This is a genomic window from Agrobacterium fabrum str. C58, from assembly GCF_000092025.1.
In the GTDB taxonomy this organism is placed as follows: Bacteria; Pseudomonadota; Alphaproteobacteria; order Rhizobiales; family Rhizobiaceae; genus Agrobacterium; species Agrobacterium fabrum.
This window is the reverse complement of record NC_003062.2, coordinates 1938703-1956729: the sequence shown is the minus strand read 5'-3', so window position 1 is coordinate 1956729 and position 18027 is coordinate 1938703. Positions and strand designations below refer to the sequence as shown.

The 18027-nt window shown below is 56.7% G+C and carries 20 protein-coding genes; 10 read left to right on the top strand and 10 right to left on the bottom strand.

Annotation, left to right across the window (positions count from 1 at the left end; translation table 11 throughout):
* Window positions 1–227 precede the first annotated feature (227 nt).
* Genes ATU_RS09720 through ATU_RS09710 form a run of 3 tightly spaced genes read left to right on the top strand, consistent with a single transcriptional unit; the run spans window position 228 to window position 3892 of the window.
* Window positions 228–2438 carry a sensor histidine kinase gene (locus ATU_RS09720; protein WP_010971984.1) on the top strand — a complete coding sequence of 737 codons (2211 nt, stop codon included), beginning with the start codon at window positions 228–230 and terminating at the stop codon, window positions 2436–2438.
* Entirely contained in the window at window positions 2431–2886 is a 456-nt protein-coding gene (locus ATU_RS09715; RefSeq protein WP_006316403.1) for a response regulator, read from the top strand. Before ATU_RS09720 ends, ATU_RS09715 begins: the two co-directional genes overlap by 8 nt.
* Entirely contained in the window at window positions 2876–3892 is a 1017-nt protein-coding gene (locus ATU_RS09710) for a sensor histidine kinase (RefSeq protein ID WP_006316404.1), read from the top strand. The genes ATU_RS09715 and ATU_RS09710 overlap by 11 nt, the downstream gene beginning before the upstream one ends.
* A gap of 53 nt (window positions 3893–3945) precedes the next feature.
* Here ATU_RS09710 and ATU_RS09705 read toward each other — a convergent pair whose 3' ends face one another.
* Window positions 3946–4320, bottom strand: a complete 375-nt coding sequence (locus ATU_RS09705; protein WP_006316405.1) for a response regulator — start codon at window positions 4318–4320, stop codon at window positions 3946–3948.
* A 209-nt stretch (window positions 4321–4529) separates the two neighbouring features.
* Here ATU_RS09705 and ATU_RS09700 point away from each other — a divergent pair, with 209 nt between their 5' ends.
* From ATU_RS09700 to ATU_RS09690, 3 genes are read left to right on the top strand one after another with little or no spacing between them, the layout of a single operon-like run.
* Complete coding sequence (locus ATU_RS09700) at window positions 4530–5984, top strand: sensor histidine kinase (protein WP_006316406.1); 1455 nt, start codon at window positions 4530–4532, stop codon at window positions 5982–5984.
* On the top strand, window positions 5981–6418 hold the full coding sequence (locus ATU_RS09695) for a response regulator (RefSeq protein WP_006316407.1): 438 nt from the start codon (window positions 5981–5983) through the stop codon (window positions 6416–6418). Before ATU_RS09700 ends, ATU_RS09695 begins: the two co-directional genes overlap by 4 nt.
* Window positions 6419–6422: 4 nt before the next feature.
* Window positions 6423–7463: a sensor histidine kinase gene (locus tag ATU_RS09690; protein WP_010971982.1), complete on the top strand. Its 1041-nt coding sequence runs from the start codon at window positions 6423–6425 to the stop codon at window positions 7461–7463.
* An 84-nt stretch (window positions 7464–7547) separates the two neighbouring features.
* Here the strand turns inward: ATU_RS09690 and ATU_RS09685 are convergent, their stop codons facing one another.
* The 7 genes from ATU_RS09685 to ATU_RS09655 all read right to left on the bottom strand — a co-directional run bounded on the left by ATU_RS09685 (window position 7548) and on the right by ATU_RS09655 (window position 13207).
* Complete coding sequence (locus tag ATU_RS09685) at window positions 7548–8258, bottom strand: anti-sigma factor (protein WP_010971981.1); 711 nt, start codon at window positions 8256–8258, stop codon at window positions 7548–7550.
* The gene (locus tag ATU_RS09680) at window positions 8255–8797 is read right to left on the bottom strand and encodes a sigma-70 family RNA polymerase sigma factor (RefSeq protein WP_006316410.1); all 543 of its coding nucleotides are present in this window, start codon (window positions 8795–8797) and stop codon (window positions 8255–8257) included. Before ATU_RS09680 ends, ATU_RS09685 begins: the two co-directional genes overlap by 4 nt.
* 125 nt (window positions 8798–8922) lie before the next feature.
* Window positions 8923–9354 carry a DUF2177 family protein gene (locus ATU_RS09675; protein WP_006316411.1) on the bottom strand — a complete coding sequence of 144 codons (432 nt, stop codon included), beginning with the start codon at window positions 9352–9354 and terminating at the stop codon, window positions 8923–8925.
* Window positions 9355–9394: 40 nt separating this feature from the next.
* Entirely contained in the window at window positions 9395–9772 is a 378-nt protein-coding gene (locus ATU_RS09670; protein ID WP_010971980.1) for a DUF2147 domain-containing protein, read from the bottom strand.
* Between the two features lie 27 nt (window positions 9773–9799).
* On the bottom strand, window positions 9800–11032 hold the full coding sequence (locus ATU_RS09665; protein ID WP_010971979.1) for an SAM-dependent methyltransferase: 1233 nt from the start codon (window positions 11030–11032) through the stop codon (window positions 9800–9802).
* Window positions 11019–11837 carry a DUF1365 domain-containing protein gene (locus ATU_RS09660; protein WP_010971978.1) on the bottom strand — a complete coding sequence of 273 codons (819 nt, stop codon included), beginning with the start codon at window positions 11835–11837 and terminating at the stop codon, window positions 11019–11021. The genes ATU_RS09665 and ATU_RS09660 overlap by 14 nt, the downstream gene beginning before the upstream one ends.
* Complete coding sequence (locus tag ATU_RS09655; protein ID WP_010971977.1) at window positions 11834–13207, bottom strand: NAD(P)/FAD-dependent oxidoreductase; 1374 nt, start codon at window positions 13205–13207, stop codon at window positions 11834–11836. Before ATU_RS09655 ends, ATU_RS09660 begins: the two co-directional genes overlap by 4 nt.
* A 188-nt stretch (window positions 13208–13395) precedes the next feature.
* Here ATU_RS09655 and ATU_RS09650 point away from each other — a divergent pair, with 188 nt between their 5' ends.
* Both ATU_RS09650 and ATU_RS09645 read left to right on the top strand, forming a co-directional pair.
* The gene (locus ATU_RS09650) at window positions 13396–14184 is read left to right on the top strand and encodes a DUF1295 domain-containing protein (RefSeq protein ID WP_010971976.1); all 789 of its coding nucleotides are present in this window, start codon (window positions 13396–13398) and stop codon (window positions 14182–14184) included.
* On the top strand, window positions 14181–15206 hold the full coding sequence (locus ATU_RS09645) for an SAM-dependent methyltransferase (RefSeq protein WP_010971975.1): 1026 nt from the start codon (window positions 14181–14183) through the stop codon (window positions 15204–15206). Before ATU_RS09650 ends, ATU_RS09645 begins: the two co-directional genes overlap by 4 nt.
* 49 nt (window positions 15207–15255) lie before the next feature.
* Here the strand turns inward: ATU_RS09645 and ATU_RS09640 are convergent, their stop codons facing one another.
* Both ATU_RS09640 and ATU_RS09635 read right to left on the bottom strand, forming a co-directional pair.
* Window positions 15256–15450, bottom strand: a complete 195-nt coding sequence (locus ATU_RS09640) for a hypothetical protein (protein ID WP_035216845.1) — start codon at window positions 15448–15450, stop codon at window positions 15256–15258.
* Window positions 15451–15579: 129 nt separating this feature from the next.
* The gene (locus ATU_RS09635; protein ID WP_010971973.1) at window positions 15580–15906 is read right to left on the bottom strand and encodes a BA14K family protein; all 327 of its coding nucleotides are present in this window, start codon (window positions 15904–15906) and stop codon (window positions 15580–15582) included.
* A 321-nt stretch (window positions 15907–16227) separates the two neighbouring features.
* On the opposite strand from ATU_RS09635, the gene ATU_RS09630 reads away from it, so the two are divergent.
* Entirely contained in the window at window positions 16228–16677 is a 450-nt protein-coding gene (locus ATU_RS09630) for a hypothetical protein (protein ID WP_006316427.1), read from the top strand.
* Window positions 16678–17299: 622 nt separating this feature from the next.
* Window positions 17300–17668: an MliC family protein gene (locus ATU_RS09625; RefSeq protein WP_010971971.1), complete on the top strand. Its 369-nt coding sequence runs from the start codon at window positions 17300–17302 to the stop codon at window positions 17666–17668.
* Window positions 17669–18027 lie beyond the last annotated feature (359 nt).

Genomic DNA, 18027 nt, shown 5'->3' with positions numbered 1-18027 from the left:
TTTCTGGTGTTTTGCCTTTGCGCGCAGTTCGCTTGTCGCCGCCTCGTCAGAGGGGAAAGACTGAACAGCTGTGGCTTTGCTCAGACCAGAAATCATAATCTCGCCTTGACGGGTGCCATTTGGCTTTTTGCCGAAACGAGCGTTTACATCCCTGCAATAATAAATAGGTTAGCCGCATCTTTTGAGCAGGTCGAACGTTCTTGCAAAGAGAGCGGCTGGAGAAAGTTATGAGTTCACATACGCCGAAACTGGATAGTTGCGGCGCAGAGCCCATCCACATTCCCGGTGCTATTCAGGAACATGGAGCCCTTCTGGTTCTGTCCGCGCGGGAATTTTCCGTGGTGCAGGCGAGCGATAATCTCGCCAACTATATTGGTGTGGACCTGCCAATCGGGGCCGTTGCCACCGAAGCAAACTTGCCGTTCATCTCCGTACTGTCCGCCTGGTATTCCGGCGAGGAGAGCAATTTCCGATATGCCTGGGCCGAAAAGAAACTCGATGTTTCGGCGCATCGATCCGGGACCTTGGTTATTCTTGAGGTGGAAAAGGCAGGAGTGGGCGAATCCGCTGAAAAGCTGATGGGCGAACTCACCAGTCTGGCGAAATATCTGAACAGCGCGCCGTCGCTGGAGGACGCGCTTTTTCGGACGGCGCAACTGGTGTCCTCGATCAGCGGTCATGACCGTACCCTGATCTATGATTTCGGACTGGACTGGAGCGGCCATGTCGTGGCGGAAGCGGGAAGCGGGGCTTTGCCGTCTTATCTCGGCCTTCGCTTTCCGGCGGGCGACATCCCGCCGCAGGCGCGGCAGCTCTATACCATCAATCGCCTGCGGATGATTCCCGATGTCGATTATAAGCCCGTGCCGATCAGACCGGAGGTGAATGCGGAAACGGGAGCGGTGCTCGATATGAGCTTTTCACAGCTTCGCAGCGTATCGCCGGTTCATCTCGAATATATGCGCAATATGGGCACTGCCGCTTCGATGTCGGTGTCCATCGTCGTCAATGGCGCTCTCTGGGGCTTGATTGCCTGCCACCACGCGACACCGCATTCGGTATCCCTTGCCGTACGTGAAGCCTGTGATTTTGCAGCGCAGCTCCTGTCGATGCGGATCGCGATGGAGCAGAGTTCCCAGGATGCATCCCGCCGGGTGGAGCTTGGCCACATTCAGGCGCGGCTCTTGAAAGGCATGGCCGCCGCCGAAAAATGGGTTGATGGCCTGCTGGGAGGCGAAGGTGAAAGAGAAGACCTGCTGAAACAGGTGGGCGCGGATGGCGCAGCACTTGTCCTGGGCGACGACTATGAGCTGGTCGGCAACACGCCCTCACGCGAGCAGGTTGAAGAATTGATTCTGTGGCTTGGCGAGCGGGAGATCGCCGATGTCTTCGCGACCGACAATCTTGCCGGCAACTACCCCACCGCCGCGGCTTATGCTTCCGTTGCGAGCGGCATTATCGCGATGCGGGTTTCGGAGTTGCACGGCAGCTGGCTCATCTGGTTTCGGCCGGAAGTCATAAAAACGGTGCGCTGGGGCGGCGATCCGCACAAGACGGTGCAGGAGAGCGGGCGCATTCATCCGCGCAAGTCCTTTGAAATCTGGAAGGAACAATTGCGCAACACCTCCTTTCCCTGGTCAGAGCCCGAACTTGCGGCAGCGAGGGAGCTTCGCGGCGCGATCATCGGCATTGTCCTGCGCAAGACCGAGGAAATGGCGGATCTGACACGGGAGTTGCAGCGCACCAATAAGGAGCTGGAGGCTTTTTCCTATTCCGTTTCGCATGACCTGCGCGCGCCGTTCCGTCATATTGTCGGGTTTGCGCAGTTGTTGCGGGAGCGCAGCGATGCCCTGGACGAGAAGTCCCTGCATTATCTGCAGATGATATCAGAGGCGGCGCTGGGTGCCGGCAGGTTGGTGGATGATCTCCTGAATTTTTCACAGCTTGGCCGAACGCAACTCACCCTGAAACCGGTGGATATGCAGAAGGTGGTGAGCGAAGTTCGCCGCTCTCTTTCACACGCGGTTTCCGATCGCCAGATCGAGTGGCGCATCGGAGCGTTGCCGGTGATATTCGGGGATCCGACCCTGCTGCGGCAGGTCTGGTACAATCTCATTGAAAACGCCATCAAATATTCGTCCCGGGAGCCGGTGTCGATCATCACCATTTCTGCGGTTGAAACCGAGGATGACGTCACTTATTCGGTCGAAGACAATGGTGTCGGCTTTGACATGGCCTATTACAACAAACTTTTTGGCGTGTTTCAGAGGCTGCAGCGGGTGGAGGATTTCGAGGGAACTGGCATTGGACTTGCGCTGGTGCGACGAATTGTCGAACGCCATCACGGTTTGGTTGGTGCCGAGGGAACTGTCGGTGAGGGAGCCACGTTCTCCTTCACATTGCCGGTTACGAAAGTTGAAGAGGAAAAAATTGCCTGAACTCAGACCCATTCTGCTTGTGGAAGATAATCCACGCGATCTGGAACTAACGCTGACCGCTCTTGAGAAATGCCAGCTGGCGAATGAGGTGGTCGTGGCGCGTGACGGCACCGAGGCACTCGACTATCTGAATGTCACCGGCAGCCATCACAACCGGCCAGGTGGTGATCCGGCCGTGGTCCTTCTCGATCTCAAACTCCCGAAAGTGGATGGGCTTGAGGTTTTGCAGACGGTCAAGGGCAGTGATCACTTACGGCACATTCCCGTCGTCATGCTGACGTCGTCCCGAGAAGAACAGGATCTCGTCAAAAGCTACGAACTCGGCGTGAACGCATTTGTCGTCAAGCCTGTGGAATTTAACCAGTTCTTCAAGGCAATACAGGATCTTGGCGTCTTCTGGGCCCTCCTGAACGAACCGCCGCCGGGTGCATATCGCAATGGCGGATGAGACGGTGCTGCGAATGGAGGCAAGCAGGCTTCTTCTCCTCGAAGACAGCTCTGTGGATGCGGAACTGATCGAGGACCAGCTTTCACGACTGTCGCCGCCGCCTGCGGTGACGAGGGCGGTCGGCAAGGCATCGTTCATCGAGGCGCTGGAAAAACAGCAGTTCGATATCATTCTTGCGGATTTCTCCTTGCCCGATTTCGATGGAATGTCAGCGCTCGATCTGGTTATGCGGACCAGACCCGATACACCGTTCATTTTCGTGTCCGGTATTTTGGGTGAGGATGCGGCGATCGATGCATTTCGGCGCGGCGCGACGGACTACGTCCTAAAGCAACGACTTGTGAGATTGCCATCCGCTGTTGAGCGCGCGCTGGCGGAAGCCCGGGAGAAACAGGAGCGAAAACGGGCGGAGCTGCACAAGGAGCTGCTCGTCCGCGAGCTTAGCCATCGTGTCAAGAATACGATGGCAATGGTCGTTTCCATCATTCGCAGAACGGCAAAAGGCAGCACCTCCATCAAGGATTACCAGGAACGGCTGGTGGCGCGCGTGAGTGCTCTTGCGGAGAGCCACGCCCTGCTTTTTCAGAGTAACTGGGGCGAGACAAATCTGAGGGATGTCGTGAAGCGCGCGATCGAGCCGCATAATACCTTTGCGAGCCGGGTCGAGCTCGAGGGTCCGGACGGCGTGCACGTGTCGCCAAAATCGGCGCTGGCGCTCGGAATGATCCTGCATGAGCTGGCAACGAACGCCCAGAAATACGGTTCTCTTTCCGGTGCAAACGGAAAGGTCGAGGTTTTCTGGAAAAAGATTCTGAACGGAGACGGCAACGACTGCATCGACCTGCGGTGGCAGGAGAGCGGCGGCCCCCCTGTTTCCGTGCCGCAGGATACCGGGTTTGGAACAACCCTGATAACAAGGGGTGTGCAATACGAATTGCAGGCGGAAAGCGAAATTCGCTATGATCCCGACGGCCTGCAATATCGGGTTATCTTTCCTCTGGACTAAGTCGCGAGACGAAAAAAAGCCGGTTGGAGCACAAGGCCGAGATTGGCCCCGCCCTAGTTGGTCAGTGAAAACTCATTCGCCAGAACACGCGACAGATTGTCGAAATCGCAGGGTTTGGAGACGACCGTCAGCCCGTCGAGTTTCGCGCGGACCCCAGGTATCTCCGCATATCCGCTGCAGATCACGAAGGGTATGTTTGCCGCCTTGAGCTCCTCAATGACGGGTAAGGACAATTCGCCTCGCAAATTCAGATCGATGACGGCGCCATCCAGATCGGTGGCGTTTATTTTCTCCAGGGCGGCACCAATGTGCGAAACCGGCCCCACGACGTTAACCCCCAGATCGGAAAGAAAATCCTCCATATCCATCGCCAGAAGCGCATCGTCCTCCAGGACGAGAATTTGTTTTCCCTGAAAATTATAGCTCATCGTTACCGCATTCTCGTCATTTTGGCTCAGTCCGGATACGTCCAGTCAACCTTGCACAACCCTTAAGTCTCCTGCTGGTTCCCTCCATAAACAAAAAGAAAACAGTCGCCTCCGGTGTCGTCCTACTCTAGTTTGCACAATTAATTCGTGCCTACCGGGAATGTAGTTCTGTGACTGGTTTTTCACCGTTTGCCCAACGAAGCCTTTTGATGCTTGCCGTGGGTGTCGCTATTTTGATTGGCATGGTCTCCATGTCGTTGTGGCTGGTGCAGGTGAATAACCGCTATTCCCAGGAAACAGCGGAACTCCGCCGTTTTCGTGCCGCTGTTTTGGATGTGCTGACGACGATGCAGGACATCGAGACCGGCCAGAGGGGATATCTGCTCACGAATAATCGCGATTATCTGGGGCCTTATGAAGAAGCCCTGCGTGATTTGCCCCAACGCCAGTCAAGACTTTTCGATCTTCTGAAGGAAGAGGAGCAATACAAGCAGTCTCTTTCGGGCCTGAGGCAGGCGATCGATGCGAAGCTGGCTGAGACCCGCGAGACCATCGATCTGCAGCGTTCGGGCCGAATAACGGAGGCGGTTGAGGTCGTCCGCAATAATGACGGCAAACGCTTCATGAACGAGATCAGGATTATTCTGTCGGACTTGCAATCGGATACGGATGATCGGCTGCGGATCATCGTTGCGGATCAACTCGGGGCTGCCAATACGCTGCGCTGGGTAACGGTCGGCGGTGCGTTCGCGATCCTCATTGTGGTCGGTGGTTCGATCTTCCTCGTCTTTACCTATGTCCGTGCCCTGAACAGGTCGCGGGAGGATGTTGGTGAGCTCAATCGTCATCTTGAAGAACGTGTCGAGGAAAGAACGCGGGATCTTCGCCGCGCCAATCAGGAAATCCAGCGCTTCGCCTATATCGTGACGCATGACCTGCGCGCGCCGCTCGTCAATATCATGGGCTTCCTCTCTGAATTCGATACGTCGCTGAAGCCGGTGACACGTTATGTTCTCGCAGATGGCGAGTCGCTGCCGGAGGATGTCATCCGTGAGGCGCGGCTGGCGGTTGAAGAGGATATTCCTGAGGCCATCGGCTTTATCCGCTCGTCCACGCGCAAAATGGATCAGCTGATCAACGCCATCCTGAAAATATCCCGTGACGGCCAGCGAAAGCTGCAGCCGGAAAAGGTCGATATCGAAACGTTGCTTTCGTCGCTGTCCGAGACGGTGCGCCACCAGATCAACGCCAATGGCGGCGAGATCGAGGTCGATACGCCGAAGCTGACGATCGTGACCGACCGGATATCTCTCGATCAGATACTCGGAAATCTCTTCGATAACGCGGTGAAATACCAGATGCCTGGTCGTCCACTGAGACTGACGGCCCGGGCCTATCCGGCCGGACGGGGTGCGATTTGCATAGAGGTCGCAGACAATGGGCGCGGTATCGGCGAACAGGATCTCGAACGGGTTTTCGAGCTCTTTCGCCGGGCGGGTAGTCAGGATCAGCCGGGTGAGGGCATTGGTCTCGCGCATGTTCGTTCGCTAATCAGAAATTTAGGAGGTGACATTAAAGTCGAGTCTAAACTTGGTGAGGGCAGCACGTTTGTCCTGCTGATGCCGAGTGACCTCAGACGCGTGACGAAGGAAAGCGAAAAATGAAAGCGACCGGTCAGGAAGTAACGATCGTGATGATCGAAGATGACGAAGGCCATGCCCGGCTGATCGAGAAAAACGTGCGGCGCGCCGGCGTGAACAACGAGATCGTGCCATTTACGCTCGGCGCCAAGGCGCTGGACTTTATATTAGGCGAAAGTCGGGATGGGCTTGTCAGCAAGGACCGTTATCTTCTCGTCCTGCTCGATCTCAATCTCCCCGATATGTCGGGCCTCAATATTCTCGAGCAGATCAAGAGCAATGAATATACCCGCCGTTTGCCCGTGGTTGTTCTCACAACCACCGATGACGAGACTGAAATTCAGAAATGCTATGATCTCGGCGCGAATGTTTATATAACCAAGCCGGTCGATTACGAGGGCTTTGCCAATGCCATCAAAAATCTCGGCCTGTTCTTTTCCGTAATTCAGATACCTTGAAGGCATGATGGCTTTGCGCGTTTTGTATGTCGACGACGACCCGGCTCTGGCGCGGCTTTCCAGCCGCGTTCTTGGTCGTCACGGTATGGAGGTGGTTCACGCCACCTCCGTTGCTTCCGGCCTCGAGCTTTTTCAAAACGGGCAGTTCGATGTGGTCGTTCTCGACCACTATTTCCAGACTGCGACGGGCATGGAATTTCTCGCCGCAATCCAGACGATACCGGCAAGGGCGCCGGTTCTCTATGTGACGGGATCCAACGAGGCCCAGATCGCCATAGACGCACTCAAGGCGGGTGCTGCCGATTACGTCATCAAGAATGTCGGGGACGATTTCTTTCCGCTTCTGCTCACGGCTATCGAGCAGGCACTGGAAAACCATCGCCTGCGCCAGACGAAGGAAGAGGCCGACCGTTTGCTGGTAAAGGCCAAAGAGCACGCGGAAATGATGGTGAAAGAGATGAACCATCGTGTCGCCAACAGCCTCTCGCTGGTGTCGGCCATGATCCGCCTGCAAATAAACACCGTGAAATCGCAGGAAGCGGAAACCGCTTTGTTGGAAACGCAAAGCAGGATTTCAGCCATCGCCGGCGTGCATCGCAGCCTCTATAATACCGCCAATGTCGGATTGGTCTCTCTGAGTTCCTATCTGACTTCCATTATCAGCGACCTGTTTCAGGCGGTGCCCGGCTCTTCTTCCGTCACGGTCGAGACGTCGCTTTGCGAAATCGATCTCAAGGCTGATCATGCCGTTGCGCTTGGTGTCATCATTACCGAGCTTCTGACCAACGCGCTGAAATATGCCTATCCCGACCAGACCGGCGTGGTTCGCGTCAATCTCTCTGAAGAAAACGGGCAGTTTGTCCTCGTCGTCGAGGATGACGGCGTGGGTGTGCAGCCGGAGTCGGCGCCCCGCGGCACCGGCCTTGGTACCAAGTTGATCATGGCGATGGCGCAGAATATCGGTGCCCGTGTCGAGCAGACCCATACGCATCCCGAGCTGAGGCAGGGAACGCGTTTTGCGATGATATGGCATGAGAAGCGGTAAGGATTGATTTTCCCGCCTTTACCAGCACCAATGATGAGCAGCGCATAAGCTTCTCTCAAGTGATACTAAAACCGGTTTGAAACCTCACAAATGCCGTGCGGTGCCGACAGCGATGACCGGGCCGGTTGCCTGACCCGTCGGCGAGCCTCCAAAGGGTTCCACGCTGATCGCGAAGGTCGTACCATCCGTTATGTTGCCGCGCATGTCGGCGGGAATGATGAGGTCGCCGTTCGTGCCGGGCTGGAAAACGCCAAGCGAGCGTGTCTTGCCGCCATCCATGACCAGCCACAATTCCAATGATTTTTCGTCCGTCTTGCCGGTTGCTACGGGCACGATGTGCATTCTTCCCGATTCCGAATCATAGGAAGCGAGAAGATTGACCTGGCTGTCGGTTGTCGCGAGTTCGGCCACAAGCGGCGTGGTGCCCTGCCATTGGTCGGGGAAGGCAGCATAAACGACGGCAGCCACGGCGGTTGCGCTGGTGGCCACTGATATCCAGCGCCAGAAGGACGCGGAGTTCCAGAGACTGCCATTGGTATTGACAGCCCTGCTGCCAAACAGGCGCTCTTCGATGCGGGCGAGGACGGTCGGGCTCGGCGTCTGTTCCTGATATTCGGCGTTGAAGTCGGAGAATTCCGCTTCCCAGCGCCGCACGAGTTGCGCGAAGGCTTCCTCGTCCTGAATGCGCCTTTCCACCTCGCGACGCTTTTCGAGCGACAGAACGCCCAGCACATATTCGCCGGCGAGGATTTCATCGCGCGCGTGCATTCCGCCGCTCTGGTCGCCCGTTGTCATCGCTGCATGCACTCTCTGAGTTTGAGAAGACTGCGCCGCAGCCAGGTTCTGACCGTGTTCAGCGGTACGCGCAATTCATCGGAGAGTTCAAGATAGCTCAAACCTTCGACATAGGCACGACGTACTGCCTGTGCATGTACAGTCTCAAGTTCCCGCATGCAGTCATCAATCCTGCGGCCTTCATCCACCAGAACGACCTGCTGCTCCGGATCACGGATGCTCTCGTCGACAAGATCATAGGCCTCGTCGATGTCATCGCTTGCGGGCTTACGCGCACGGATGGTGTCTATCGCGTGGTTGCGGGCGATGGTGGCAAGCCATGTCGCCGGTTTGCCGGCACTCACGGCAAATGTTCGGGCGCGCTGCCAGACCTTGATATAGATTTCCTGCAGCGCCTCTTCGGCCTCCGTTCTGTCCCGCAGGATTTTCAGGCAGATCGCAAAAAGCTTCGGACTTGTAGCCTGGTAAAGCGAGACGAATGCCGAACGATCACCCATGCCGACGCGGTTGATAAGCGTTGCGATCTCTGTGCCCTGCATTCGAACCTTCCTTGCTATCCTTTCTTTATAGGGTCGTCTTTCGGAGGAAGACAAGAGATGCTTGGGGTCTTCGCTATAGACGCGCCCTTTTAGCGTCGAGTGCAAGCCGCAGCTTATGACAAGTGTCATGACAGGCCCGCCGAGTTTTCAAGCGGGCCGACCAGGCGCACCGTGACGAGATAACCGATGACGGCTGCTGCCGCGGACACGAAGGTTCCCCACAGTAGATCGGCAACAGTCAGGGTGGTGGACCAGTTCTTCAACGTCGCCTGATTGGTGAGGTCATAGGTGGCATAGGCCATGAAGCCGACCGCAGCGCCATAAAGCAGAGCCGTGGTCCATTCGCCCGAAATCAGAGCCGGGCGCACGGCGAGAAAAGTGAGGCCTGCGGCGTAGATCAGATAAAAGACGATCGCCGGGGCAAGGCGGAAATTATCCGCCAGAAGATCGCCGATGGCCGGCCGATAAAGTCGCGACGCCATGGTGCTCAGCCAGATGAAATCGATCACCAGAAAGGCAACGAGAGTGAAGAAATAGGCGACAAGATAGGTCTTCATCAGTGTTTTCCTTTACGAGGCATTGAGAAAGCGGCGAGCGCTAGTCGATCCTGGTCCAGCTTATGCCCTTGCATAGCAGGCCGGCGACGATGCAGCCTTTCGTGGTCATGTTATTGCCCGCGACCGTTACTGTTATCTTGTAGGATTTGTCCCGTTGCGGGTCGAAGGCGGTGCCGGAATAGCTGCCCGCCTCGCTCTGCTTGATGTCCATGATCAGGCGGTCACCGGTCTTTTCTTTTGGGGTGCCGGGTTTGATCCATGTGTTCGTGGCACATATTTTTTCGCCGCAGGGCGCGATCACCACTTTCGCCTTGCCGTCGCCGCGCGCCCAGTTGCCGTCGATTTCGCCTGCTGCCGCACTGAGGCCCGCCAGCGTCGGGAGGAGGGCGGATACAATTGCCAATCTGCTGATTTTCATCGTCTTTCTCCGCTTGTTCGCCCCGCCTCATCCGTGTTCTATCGTGTACAGGCCGACATTTATGGTTCCCTCGGCAAAACCCGCTTCGCAGTAGCAGAGGTAATAATCCCAGAGCCGCCGAAAGCGCTCATCGAAGCCGAGCAGGGAAATCGTTTGCCACCGGGCATGGAAGCGCTGGCGCCATTCTGCCAGTGTGAGCGCATAGGACTGTCCGAAAAGCTCCGTCTCCGTGAGTTTCAGGCCGGCTTGTCCGACGGATTTTTCAAGCGCTGAATCGGATGGCAGGAAACCGCCCGGGAAGACGTATTTCTGAATGAAGTCAGCCTTGCGCCGATAGGTATCGAAGCGGCTTTCGTCAATGGAGATGATTTGCAGCACCGCACGGCCGCCGGGTTTAAGGCAGCGTTTCAGCATTTCGAAATAGCTTGGCCAATAGGATTCGCCGACGGCCTCAAACATCTCCACCGAGACGATATTGTCGAATTGACCCTGCACGTCGCGGTAATCCTGCAGCCGAAGATCGATCCGGCCAGCCTTACTTTCTTTCTCTGCTGCATTTTCTGCCCAGCGCAACTGGGAGGGGGAAAGGGTGATGCCGGTCACATCGGCATTCTGTTGCGTGGCGAGGTGGATGGCGAGTGCACCCCAGCCGCAGCCGATTTCGAGTACGCTGTTATTTCCGGTTAGCTGCAGCTTCTCGGCAATACGCTCGAGTTTCTTCCGTTGCGCGGCTTCGAGGGTGGGCGTGGTGTCGTCGAAAATCGCCGAGGAATAGAGCATCGAGGGATCCAGCCATTGCCGGTAGAACTCGTTGCCGAGATCGTAATGTGCTTCGATATTACGGCGGCTGCCGCGTCTGGTATTGGCGTTCAGAGCATGTGCCATGCGGTTGATGAGACGCATTGGCAGGCTGCCGCGCGTCGACCTTGCGAATGCATCTTGATTCTGAGCGGCGAAACGGATGAGTGCCGTCAGATCAGGCGTAGACCAGTCATTTTCGATGAAGCCTTCCGCGAAGCCGATATCGCCATTGACGAGCACCCTGCGGATGGCCCGCCAGTTGTGCAGCATGAGAATGGCCTCGCTACCTTCCTGATGCCCCGATTTTTCGATGGTTCCACCGCCGGGAAGGGTTACACGCAGGCGTCCGCGCTCGATATTGTTCAGCAGCCGGTTGACGAGCCATGTGCCCATGCCAGCACGACCGTTGAAGCGCGTGTTCTGTGCAGGTAGTTCCGAGAGATTTTCAAACGGGGTCATGAATTCTGGCCTCGATTTGCGACGATGAAGGATGAACGAAAGAGACAGGCTCGGCGGGCGGTAGCGGACGTTTTTTGAGCCGCACGCCCTTCAGCCAGATTTTAAGGGCTTCCCAGTGAATGCCGAGAACGACTTTCAGCGTCAGGAAGGGGATCGTCGCGAAGGCTTTCAAAAGCGCGCCATCGGTGAGTTCGACACGCCGGCCAAGGTGCCGGGCGGTGAGGACGATGCCGTCATCGTCGAAAGTTTCGATGACAATCTTAAGCCTGTCACCTGGCGGGACGACGCGAAAAACATAACGGAGGTCCATGTCCATGAAGGGCGAGACATAAAAAGCCTTGTCGCATCGCTGGACGATCTCGGTCTCTTTGCCGATTTCCACCGGGATCAGATAGGAATGCCGTTGCCCGAAAGTGTTATCCACCTCCCAGAGGATGGCTTTCAACGACATGTCGCGTCCGTAACAGAAGAATACGCTGAGAGGGTTGAAAGCCCAGCCGAGCAGGCGCGGCATGGTGAGAAGGCGAATAGGCCCTCCATCCACGGCGATACCCGCCGCCGTCATCGCCGTCTCTATCTGTCGGCGCAAGCCAATCGCGCTGCCGTCGCCACGGTCCCTGCGATGAAATGAAAACAGGTTGAACCGGTCCACGGAGAAAAAACGCAGGTTCCGGTCGAGCATCTCCAGTTCATCGAGATCGAGAAGCAGCGAATAGATCCGGTAGGCCAGTTTGTGGGTTTTCGGCTTGAAGCGTGCATGGGTCACATGGCCCGGAAAAAGCGCTGACGTGAGGGGAGGCGTCATGCTGTCGCCTCCATGAGTTCCGTGTCCGTCGCAATTGTTTTCAAATTCAGGCGAATGATCCGGCTGCTATCGTCGGCAACCTTCCAGGGCCGTGTCACCCCGCCTAAATCTTCGGCGACCGCAAGGCCGGCCTGAAGCCCGTCCTCGTGAAAACCCGATCCGAAATAAGCGCCGCAGAACCAGCTGTTTCGCAGGCCCTGCAGAGCCCAAAGTTCCTGACGCATCCGTTCGGTGCCGGCGTCAAAAACGGGATGGTGATAGGTTTCTTCGGCGATGATCTTTCCTTGATCCGGTTCCCGGACCGGGTTCAGCGTTACGAAAGTATCCGGGATTTCACCCAACGGCTGAAGCCTGTTCATCCAGTAGGTGATGCTTGGCTGGCCCGCTTCAATGTGCGTATCGGCTACATAGTTCCAGCTTGACCAGGCGGCGCGGCGACGTGGCATGAAACTGCTGTCCGTGTGAAGCACGGCGCGGTTTTTCGTATAGCCAAAGGCTCCGAGGATGCGCTGTTCCGCGGGTGAAGCGTCCACGAGCATGTCCAGCGCCTGATCTGCATGGGTTGCGATCACCACGTCATCGAAGCGGGCAGTTTTTCCGTCAGCCATGGTGAGTTCGACGCCGTGCGGCAGGCGGCGAATGCGCATCACCGGTGTCGAGAGGCGAATTCGTTCCGCAAACGGTGCCGTAATGCGTTTTACATATTCGCGTGAGCCACCGACAACGGTACGCCAGACCGGCCGATTGCGCAGCAAGAGCAGGCCGTGATTGCGGCAGAATTTGATGAAATGCGCTGCGGGATAACGGCCGACCTCCATCGCAGGCGTGGACCATATGGCTGCCGCCATGGGGTAAAGATGATCGTCGCGGAACGCCGATCCGTACCGGTTGTGTGTGAGATATTCGTCGAGGGATATATTGCCCATCAAATGGAGGTCGCGGGGGGCATTGCGGTAAAACCGGAGGAGATCCGCCAGCATCGCCCAGAAACGTGGTCTGAGCACATTTCTCTTCTGCGCCAGCAGGCCAAGCCCGGTTCCGCCGGAATATTCAAAGTCGCCATTGTCCAAGGAGATGGCGAAAGACATGTTCGAGGCCGCGGTCGGTACGTCCAGCGTTTTGAAAAGCGCGGTGAGATTGGGGTAGGTCCACTCATTATAGACGATAAACCCGGTATCGACATGAACCGGTCCATTATCCGTATCGAATCGCACCGTGTTGCTGTGGCCCCCGACGCGATCGGCCGCTTCGAATACCGTGACATCGTGCCGTTTCGACAAAAGCCAGGCTGCCGACAGACCGGAAATACCCGTTCCGACAATTGCGATGCGGCGCCGGCTATCTTTTTGTCTCGCTTCCGTGTCGGTCATCTATCCTCGCTATCGCATTACAGAAATTTGTCGTGGGACAGCGCAGATACGAGGCAGGGGTCGGATAAGTTTCAGGGGTCCGGTGTTTTTTGGAATCTTTTCCGAAACCTGAAACTCTTTTGCCGGTTCGGTCGTATTTGCCATCACGAAACCTGTCTCCATCTGTTCAAACGGTGAGCGAAGTAGTGATGTTGTCTGTGATACTGACGCTTGCCATTCTCATATCGCTTCTTATGGCAGGCGCGTGGGCGTTGCAGAGAGCAACCGGTTCGAGCGGCTGGATCGACACCGTCTGGTCGGCGAGTGTCGGGCTTGGCGGCGTTCTGGCTGTTTTATTCGCGGAAGGAGATGGCTGGCGGCGTGCGGTCGTATTTTTCCTAGTCGTGGTCTGGTCGTTGCGGCTTGCCGGTCACATCGGCATGCGCACGCGAGGCGGCGGAGAAGATCCCCGTTATGCCAAGCTGATCGAGGAGTGGGGGAGCGCCGCCTCTCTCAGACTTTTCATCTTCCTCCAGATACAGGCCATCGCCGCCTTCATTCTCGTTCTCGCGGTTTATCTAGCTACCGGCAACGGCCAGGTTTTCCCGCGTGTCATCGATGTTTTCGCCACGGTGGTCGCTTTGACCGCACTGGCCGGTGAAGCGCTCTCGGATGCCCAGCTTTCAAAATTCCGGAGAACGCCGGAAGCGAAGACGGGTGTCTGCGAAACCGGCCTCTGGCGTTATTCCCGCCACCCCAATTATTTCTTCGAATGGCTTTTCTGGTGCAGTTTCCCGCTGCTTGCCATTCAGGAACAGGTCTTGTCCTGGGCGTCGCTCGCCGCACCCGTCATGATGTACTGGCTGCTCGTCCACGTCTCCGGCATTCCGCCGCTTGAAGAGCACATGCTGAAATCGCGCGGAGAGAAATTCCGCGCCCTGCAACGCCGCGTCAACGCCTTCTTTCCGGGGCCGCGCAAGAACGAGGAAACGCCATGAACATGCTTGCCTTCGCCATCAATGCCGCAGAACGCGCACCGCTCAACGACGGCGTCACGCTGGCTGGTATAGATATGCTCTGCGCACGAACGAAACGGCGGCTTGCAATTATCCCTGCTGATGCGGAATTGGCCTTTGTGAAGGATATGGCGATGTTTCCCATCGCCAGCCATACCGACGAGGCGAACAGACAACATTACGAGGTCCCCGCGGAATTTTTTTCGCTGGTTCTCGGAGCGCAGCGCAAATATTCCAGCTGTTATTATCCCGATGACACGACGACGCTCGATGAAGCCGAGACTACGGCGCTCTCCGAGACTGTGGCCCATGCGGGGCTGCTCGATGGCATGGATATCCTCGAACTCGGCTGTGGGTGGGGCTCGCTCTCGCTCTATATGGCAGGCTGTTTTCCCAACGCCCGGATCACGTCGGTTTCGAATTCCGCATCGCAGCGCGACTACATCATCGGCTGCGCCCGGGAGCGGGGCTTTTCCAACCTTTCGGTGGTGACCGTCGACATGAATGATTTCACGACCGCCAATCGTTTCGATCGTGTCGTCTCGGTGGAAATGTTCGAGCACATGTCGAACTGGCAGAGCCTGTTTGAGCGCGTCCGCTCCTGGCTGCAGCCGGAAGGCAGGTTCTTCCTTCACGTCTTCAATCACCGTGACCGATCCTACCGCTTTGACCACAATAATCCGGCCGACTGGATCGCGCAGCATTTCTTTACCGGCGGCATCATGCCCGCTTTCGATCTGCCTCATCGTTTTGGGGAGATTTTCACCGTGGAACAGGATTGGCGATGGTCCGGTCTACATTACCGACGGACAGCTCTTGATTGGCTGGCGAATTTTGACCGGGAGATCGACCGTATCCGGCCGATCTTGAAGCGCGTTTATGGGAACGACGCGCGACTGTGGGAACGTCGCTGGCGACTCTTCTTCCTCGCAACAGCCGGACTGTTCGGGCATCAGGGTGGCGAGGTCTGGGGTGTAGGGCACTACCTTCTGGCGCCGACCTGAACCGTGAAGGGAACGGACGGCTCGCGAACGGGCCGGGTTCCAACCCGCTTCAACCAACCTCGAGAACTGAGTGTATTCGTTGCTTTTCCGCGTCGAGTTCACTCAGACGCACCATATGCGCCGTGATCTTCTCAAAGATCGAGGAGCGATCCTCTGTGGCAACACGTTCCAGGTGACGCAGGGCTGCGATGACCTCGATCAGATCGATGCGCTCCTGTTCAAGTTTTTCAATATTCCACAGCATGTTTGCATGTCCCATTGGCATGCTTTTCAACGGCCTCCGCGGACAAAGGTTCAAATCAGTAGAATTTAAGGTAAATTTATCCTATCGGCTGCGGCACCGCATGCCGCGGCCGGTTTATTGGCAAATCGATCAATGGGGAGAGCGACACTGCTCCCGCGCCCCTGCCGCTGCCATAAAACTATTATCTGTCGGATGGTATGAGGCGTATCGCGCTGCACACCATTTAACGTGGTTGATTTCGGTCTGTGACAGGGCATAACCGTTGGCGGTGGCTTCTTCACCCTTACCCGCAGCAAAGGCGGATGCGGTGTTACCGCTGCCATTTGTGCCGTCTGCCTGTTCCTGCTGCTGATAGGCCGGTTGTATAAGGCTCAGCGCATGGGCAGGCACGGTGGCGGCGGTAGATATCGCGACGCCAAGAGCGAGCGCGGAGATGGTCTTCGGCATCCTCAACATCGATAAATCCTCGTTATTCGTTCGAGATGCTAACGAAAACTTAGGAAATTCGTTCCGAAGAAGGGTTGACCGCATACGAATACGTGATTCTCGAGGCGAGCGCCTATCGCACTCGAGACGATAGAACCCGTGTTGTCAAGGGTGGCTGACAGAGGGCGCTGATGGCGACGGCGTGAGGGCGTCGTCTGGATAAATATGACGCGCCAGGTGAGCGTATGTCGTTTGCCGTCAATCGGACTTTTTTCCTTACCGCACTGCTCGTTGACAAGTCGAAAATCCGGTCGGATAGTCGGCCGGCAATCATGCAACCGGGAGTCTTCAATGTTTAACAGGGTTGTCATTCTCTCATCATTTGCGCTGCTGGCATCGGCGGCGTTTGTCTCCCCCGCAGCCGCACTCACCATGAAGGAGTGCAGCGTGAAATATCAGGCCGCGAAAGCCGACGGGTCCGCCAAGGATGTCAAGTGGAACGACTATCGCGCAAAGTTCTGTGGCAGTGACGCAGCCGCTGAAGATGCCGCCGATGACAAGCAGGTCGCGGCCACCACCGAAAAAGAACCCGCAAAAGCGACTATAAAGGCCCCAAAGGGTGTCGCTTTTCCGAGTGCTGTCGATAAGAAATATTCAAGCGAGACGCCCGGAAAGGCCCGCCTGAAGACCTGCGTCGACTCCTATCACAAGAACAAGAATGACGGCACGCTCGGTGATCTGAAATGGATCCAGAAGGGCGGCGGCTACTGGAGCCTCTGCAATACCGCTCTCAAGAGCTGAGACGGGCAGGAGCGGCGGCCAATGGTCGTTGCTCCGGCATCGCTGCGTTTCCGAAACGGCCTTGGCTAACGCATGTGCCGAATCGGCTGCGATTATTCGCGCATGAGGTTTTGCCGGCATAGCTTGAACATGAGGATATCTTGCTCATCCGTAATCAGGAGCTGATCGCGGATGAGCGGGTTTCTCGTGGGCCGGAAACCACGGCATGGGCAACCCCGTTTTCGGGCGGGTAAAATCTGCGAATGGCTTAGGATTCAGTCTCTTGATAGAAAGAGTTGATCCTGCGGCTCGATCCGCATCCAGCAATTTAAACGACAGCGGCTGTCCGATGCGGCTGGTCGGCAATGTGGGCGGATGACCAGACGATTTCGAAATTATCTCACCGTGCTGGCCATATCGCTGCTGATGTGGACGGTGATACTCGGCGTTGTCTATTGGCTGTTTCGATAATTGCGCCGCAGCTTGCGGGCCGCGGTGAGAATGCTGCGATACGGATGCTGTAACCAACTCTGACGATACTTCCGCCGCGTATCCGCAAAAATCTGACCTGTGACGGGTGGCCGCCTCATTTCGGCTTTGCCGCCGTGTCCCTATGGTTCGGTGCAATCAGGAAAGGGCCGTCATGAAAATAACAGTTGCCGCACCATGTGCCGCCGCCTTTGCTTTATCGATTGCTACCGGCGCTGTGGCGGAAGATCTGGTGATTCCGCTTCCGAAAGACACGGCGGTCGAGAAGGTGGAGACCACCTACCAATGTGCTGCCGACCGGGTGGAGGCTGTCTATTTTAATGCCGGCGATGTCAGCCTCGTACGGCTGGGGCTGAAGGATGGTGTCACCGTTGCCGCAAATGTCATTTCCGGGTCGGGCGCCAAATATCAGGGCGGCGTTTATGTTTGGTGGTCGAAGGGTGACGAAGCCGATCTCTATGATCTGATGGCCGATCCGGACATGAAGAGGCCGGTTCACTGCGTGGACGTCAAGAAGTCCTGATCGCCGGAGACATTCCCCTTGAAGGAGCGGCGGCAGGGCGGTTTCTGAAAACCTTGCCATGCCGCCGGTCAGCGTGGGAGTGGGGCACGTTCAGCCAAGAACGAGCGACGCAAGAAGCGCCAGCAGGATGAGAGAGCTGGCGACGACGCCAAGCTTCATCCGGCGAAGGCGGCGGGTACGCCCGCCGCTCCAGTCATAAGCCATTGGCAGCTCTACCTTTCTTTTTATTATTATGACTTATTGCCTAGCTCCCTAGGCTTGCCTGTGGCTGACCTCAATTGGCAGAATCCATCGGCGAAAAATCACGATTTCCCTGTTTGATCATGATGTTGCAGCAAGTGCTGCGATTGATTCCCGCC

Coding starts and splice junctions, on each gene's coding strand:
- ATU_RS09705 (WP_006316405.1), bottom strand. CDS start 4,320: ATGAGCTATAATTTTCAGGGAAAACAAATTCTCGTCCTGGAGGACGAT.
- ATU_RS09710 (WP_006316404.1), top strand. CDS start 2,876: ATGGCGGATGAGACGGTGCTGCGAATGGAGGCAAGCAGGCTTCTTCTC.
- ATU_RS09670 (WP_010971980.1), bottom strand. CDS start 9,772: ATGAAAATCAGCAGATTGGCAATTGTATCCGCCCTCCTCCCGACGCTG.
- ATU_RS09640 (WP_035216845.1), bottom strand. CDS start 15,450: ATGCTGTGGAATATTGAAAAACTTGAACAGGAGCGCATCGATCTGATC.
- ATU_RS09680 (WP_006316410.1), bottom strand. CDS start 8,797: ATGCAGGGCACAGAGATCGCAACGCTTATCAACCGCGTCGGCATGGGT.
- ATU_RS09650 (WP_010971976.1), top strand. CDS start 13,396: ATGTTGTCTGTGATACTGACGCTTGCCATTCTCATATCGCTTCTTATG.
- ATU_RS09665 (WP_010971979.1), bottom strand. CDS start 11,032: ATGACCCCGTTTGAAAATCTCTCGGAACTACCTGCACAGAACACGCGC.
- ATU_RS09685 (WP_010971981.1), bottom strand. CDS start 8,258: ATGACAACGGGCGACCAGAGCGGCGGAATGCACGCGCGCGATGAAATC.
- ATU_RS09630 (WP_006316427.1), top strand. CDS start 16,228: ATGTTTAACAGGGTTGTCATTCTCTCATCATTTGCGCTGCTGGCATCG.
- ATU_RS09720 (WP_010971984.1), top strand. CDS start 228: ATGAGTTCACATACGCCGAAACTGGATAGTTGCGGCGCAGAGCCCATC.
- ATU_RS09645 (WP_010971975.1), top strand. CDS start 14,181: ATGAACATGCTTGCCTTCGCCATCAATGCCGCAGAACGCGCACCGCTC.
- ATU_RS09660 (WP_010971978.1), bottom strand. CDS start 11,837: ATGACGCCTCCCCTCACGTCAGCGCTTTTTCCGGGCCATGTGACCCAT.
- ATU_RS09700 (WP_006316406.1), top strand. CDS start 4,530: ATGCTTGCCGTGGGTGTCGCTATTTTGATTGGCATGGTCTCCATGTCG.
- ATU_RS09675 (WP_006316411.1), bottom strand. CDS start 9,354: ATGAAGACCTATCTTGTCGCCTATTTCTTCACTCTCGTTGCCTTTCTG.
- ATU_RS09625 (WP_010971971.1), top strand. CDS start 17,300: ATGAAAATAACAGTTGCCGCACCATGTGCCGCCGCCTTTGCTTTATCG.
- ATU_RS09635 (WP_010971973.1), bottom strand. CDS start 15,906: ATGTTGAGGATGCCGAAGACCATCTCCGCGCTCGCTCTTGGCGTCGCG.
- ATU_RS09655 (WP_010971977.1), bottom strand. CDS start 13,207: ATGACCGACACGGAAGCGAGACAAAAAGATAGCCGGCGCCGCATCGCA.
- ATU_RS09695 (WP_006316407.1), top strand. CDS start 5,981: ATGAAAGCGACCGGTCAGGAAGTAACGATCGTGATGATCGAAGATGAC.
- ATU_RS09690 (WP_010971982.1), top strand. CDS start 6,423: ATGATGGCTTTGCGCGTTTTGTATGTCGACGACGACCCGGCTCTGGCG.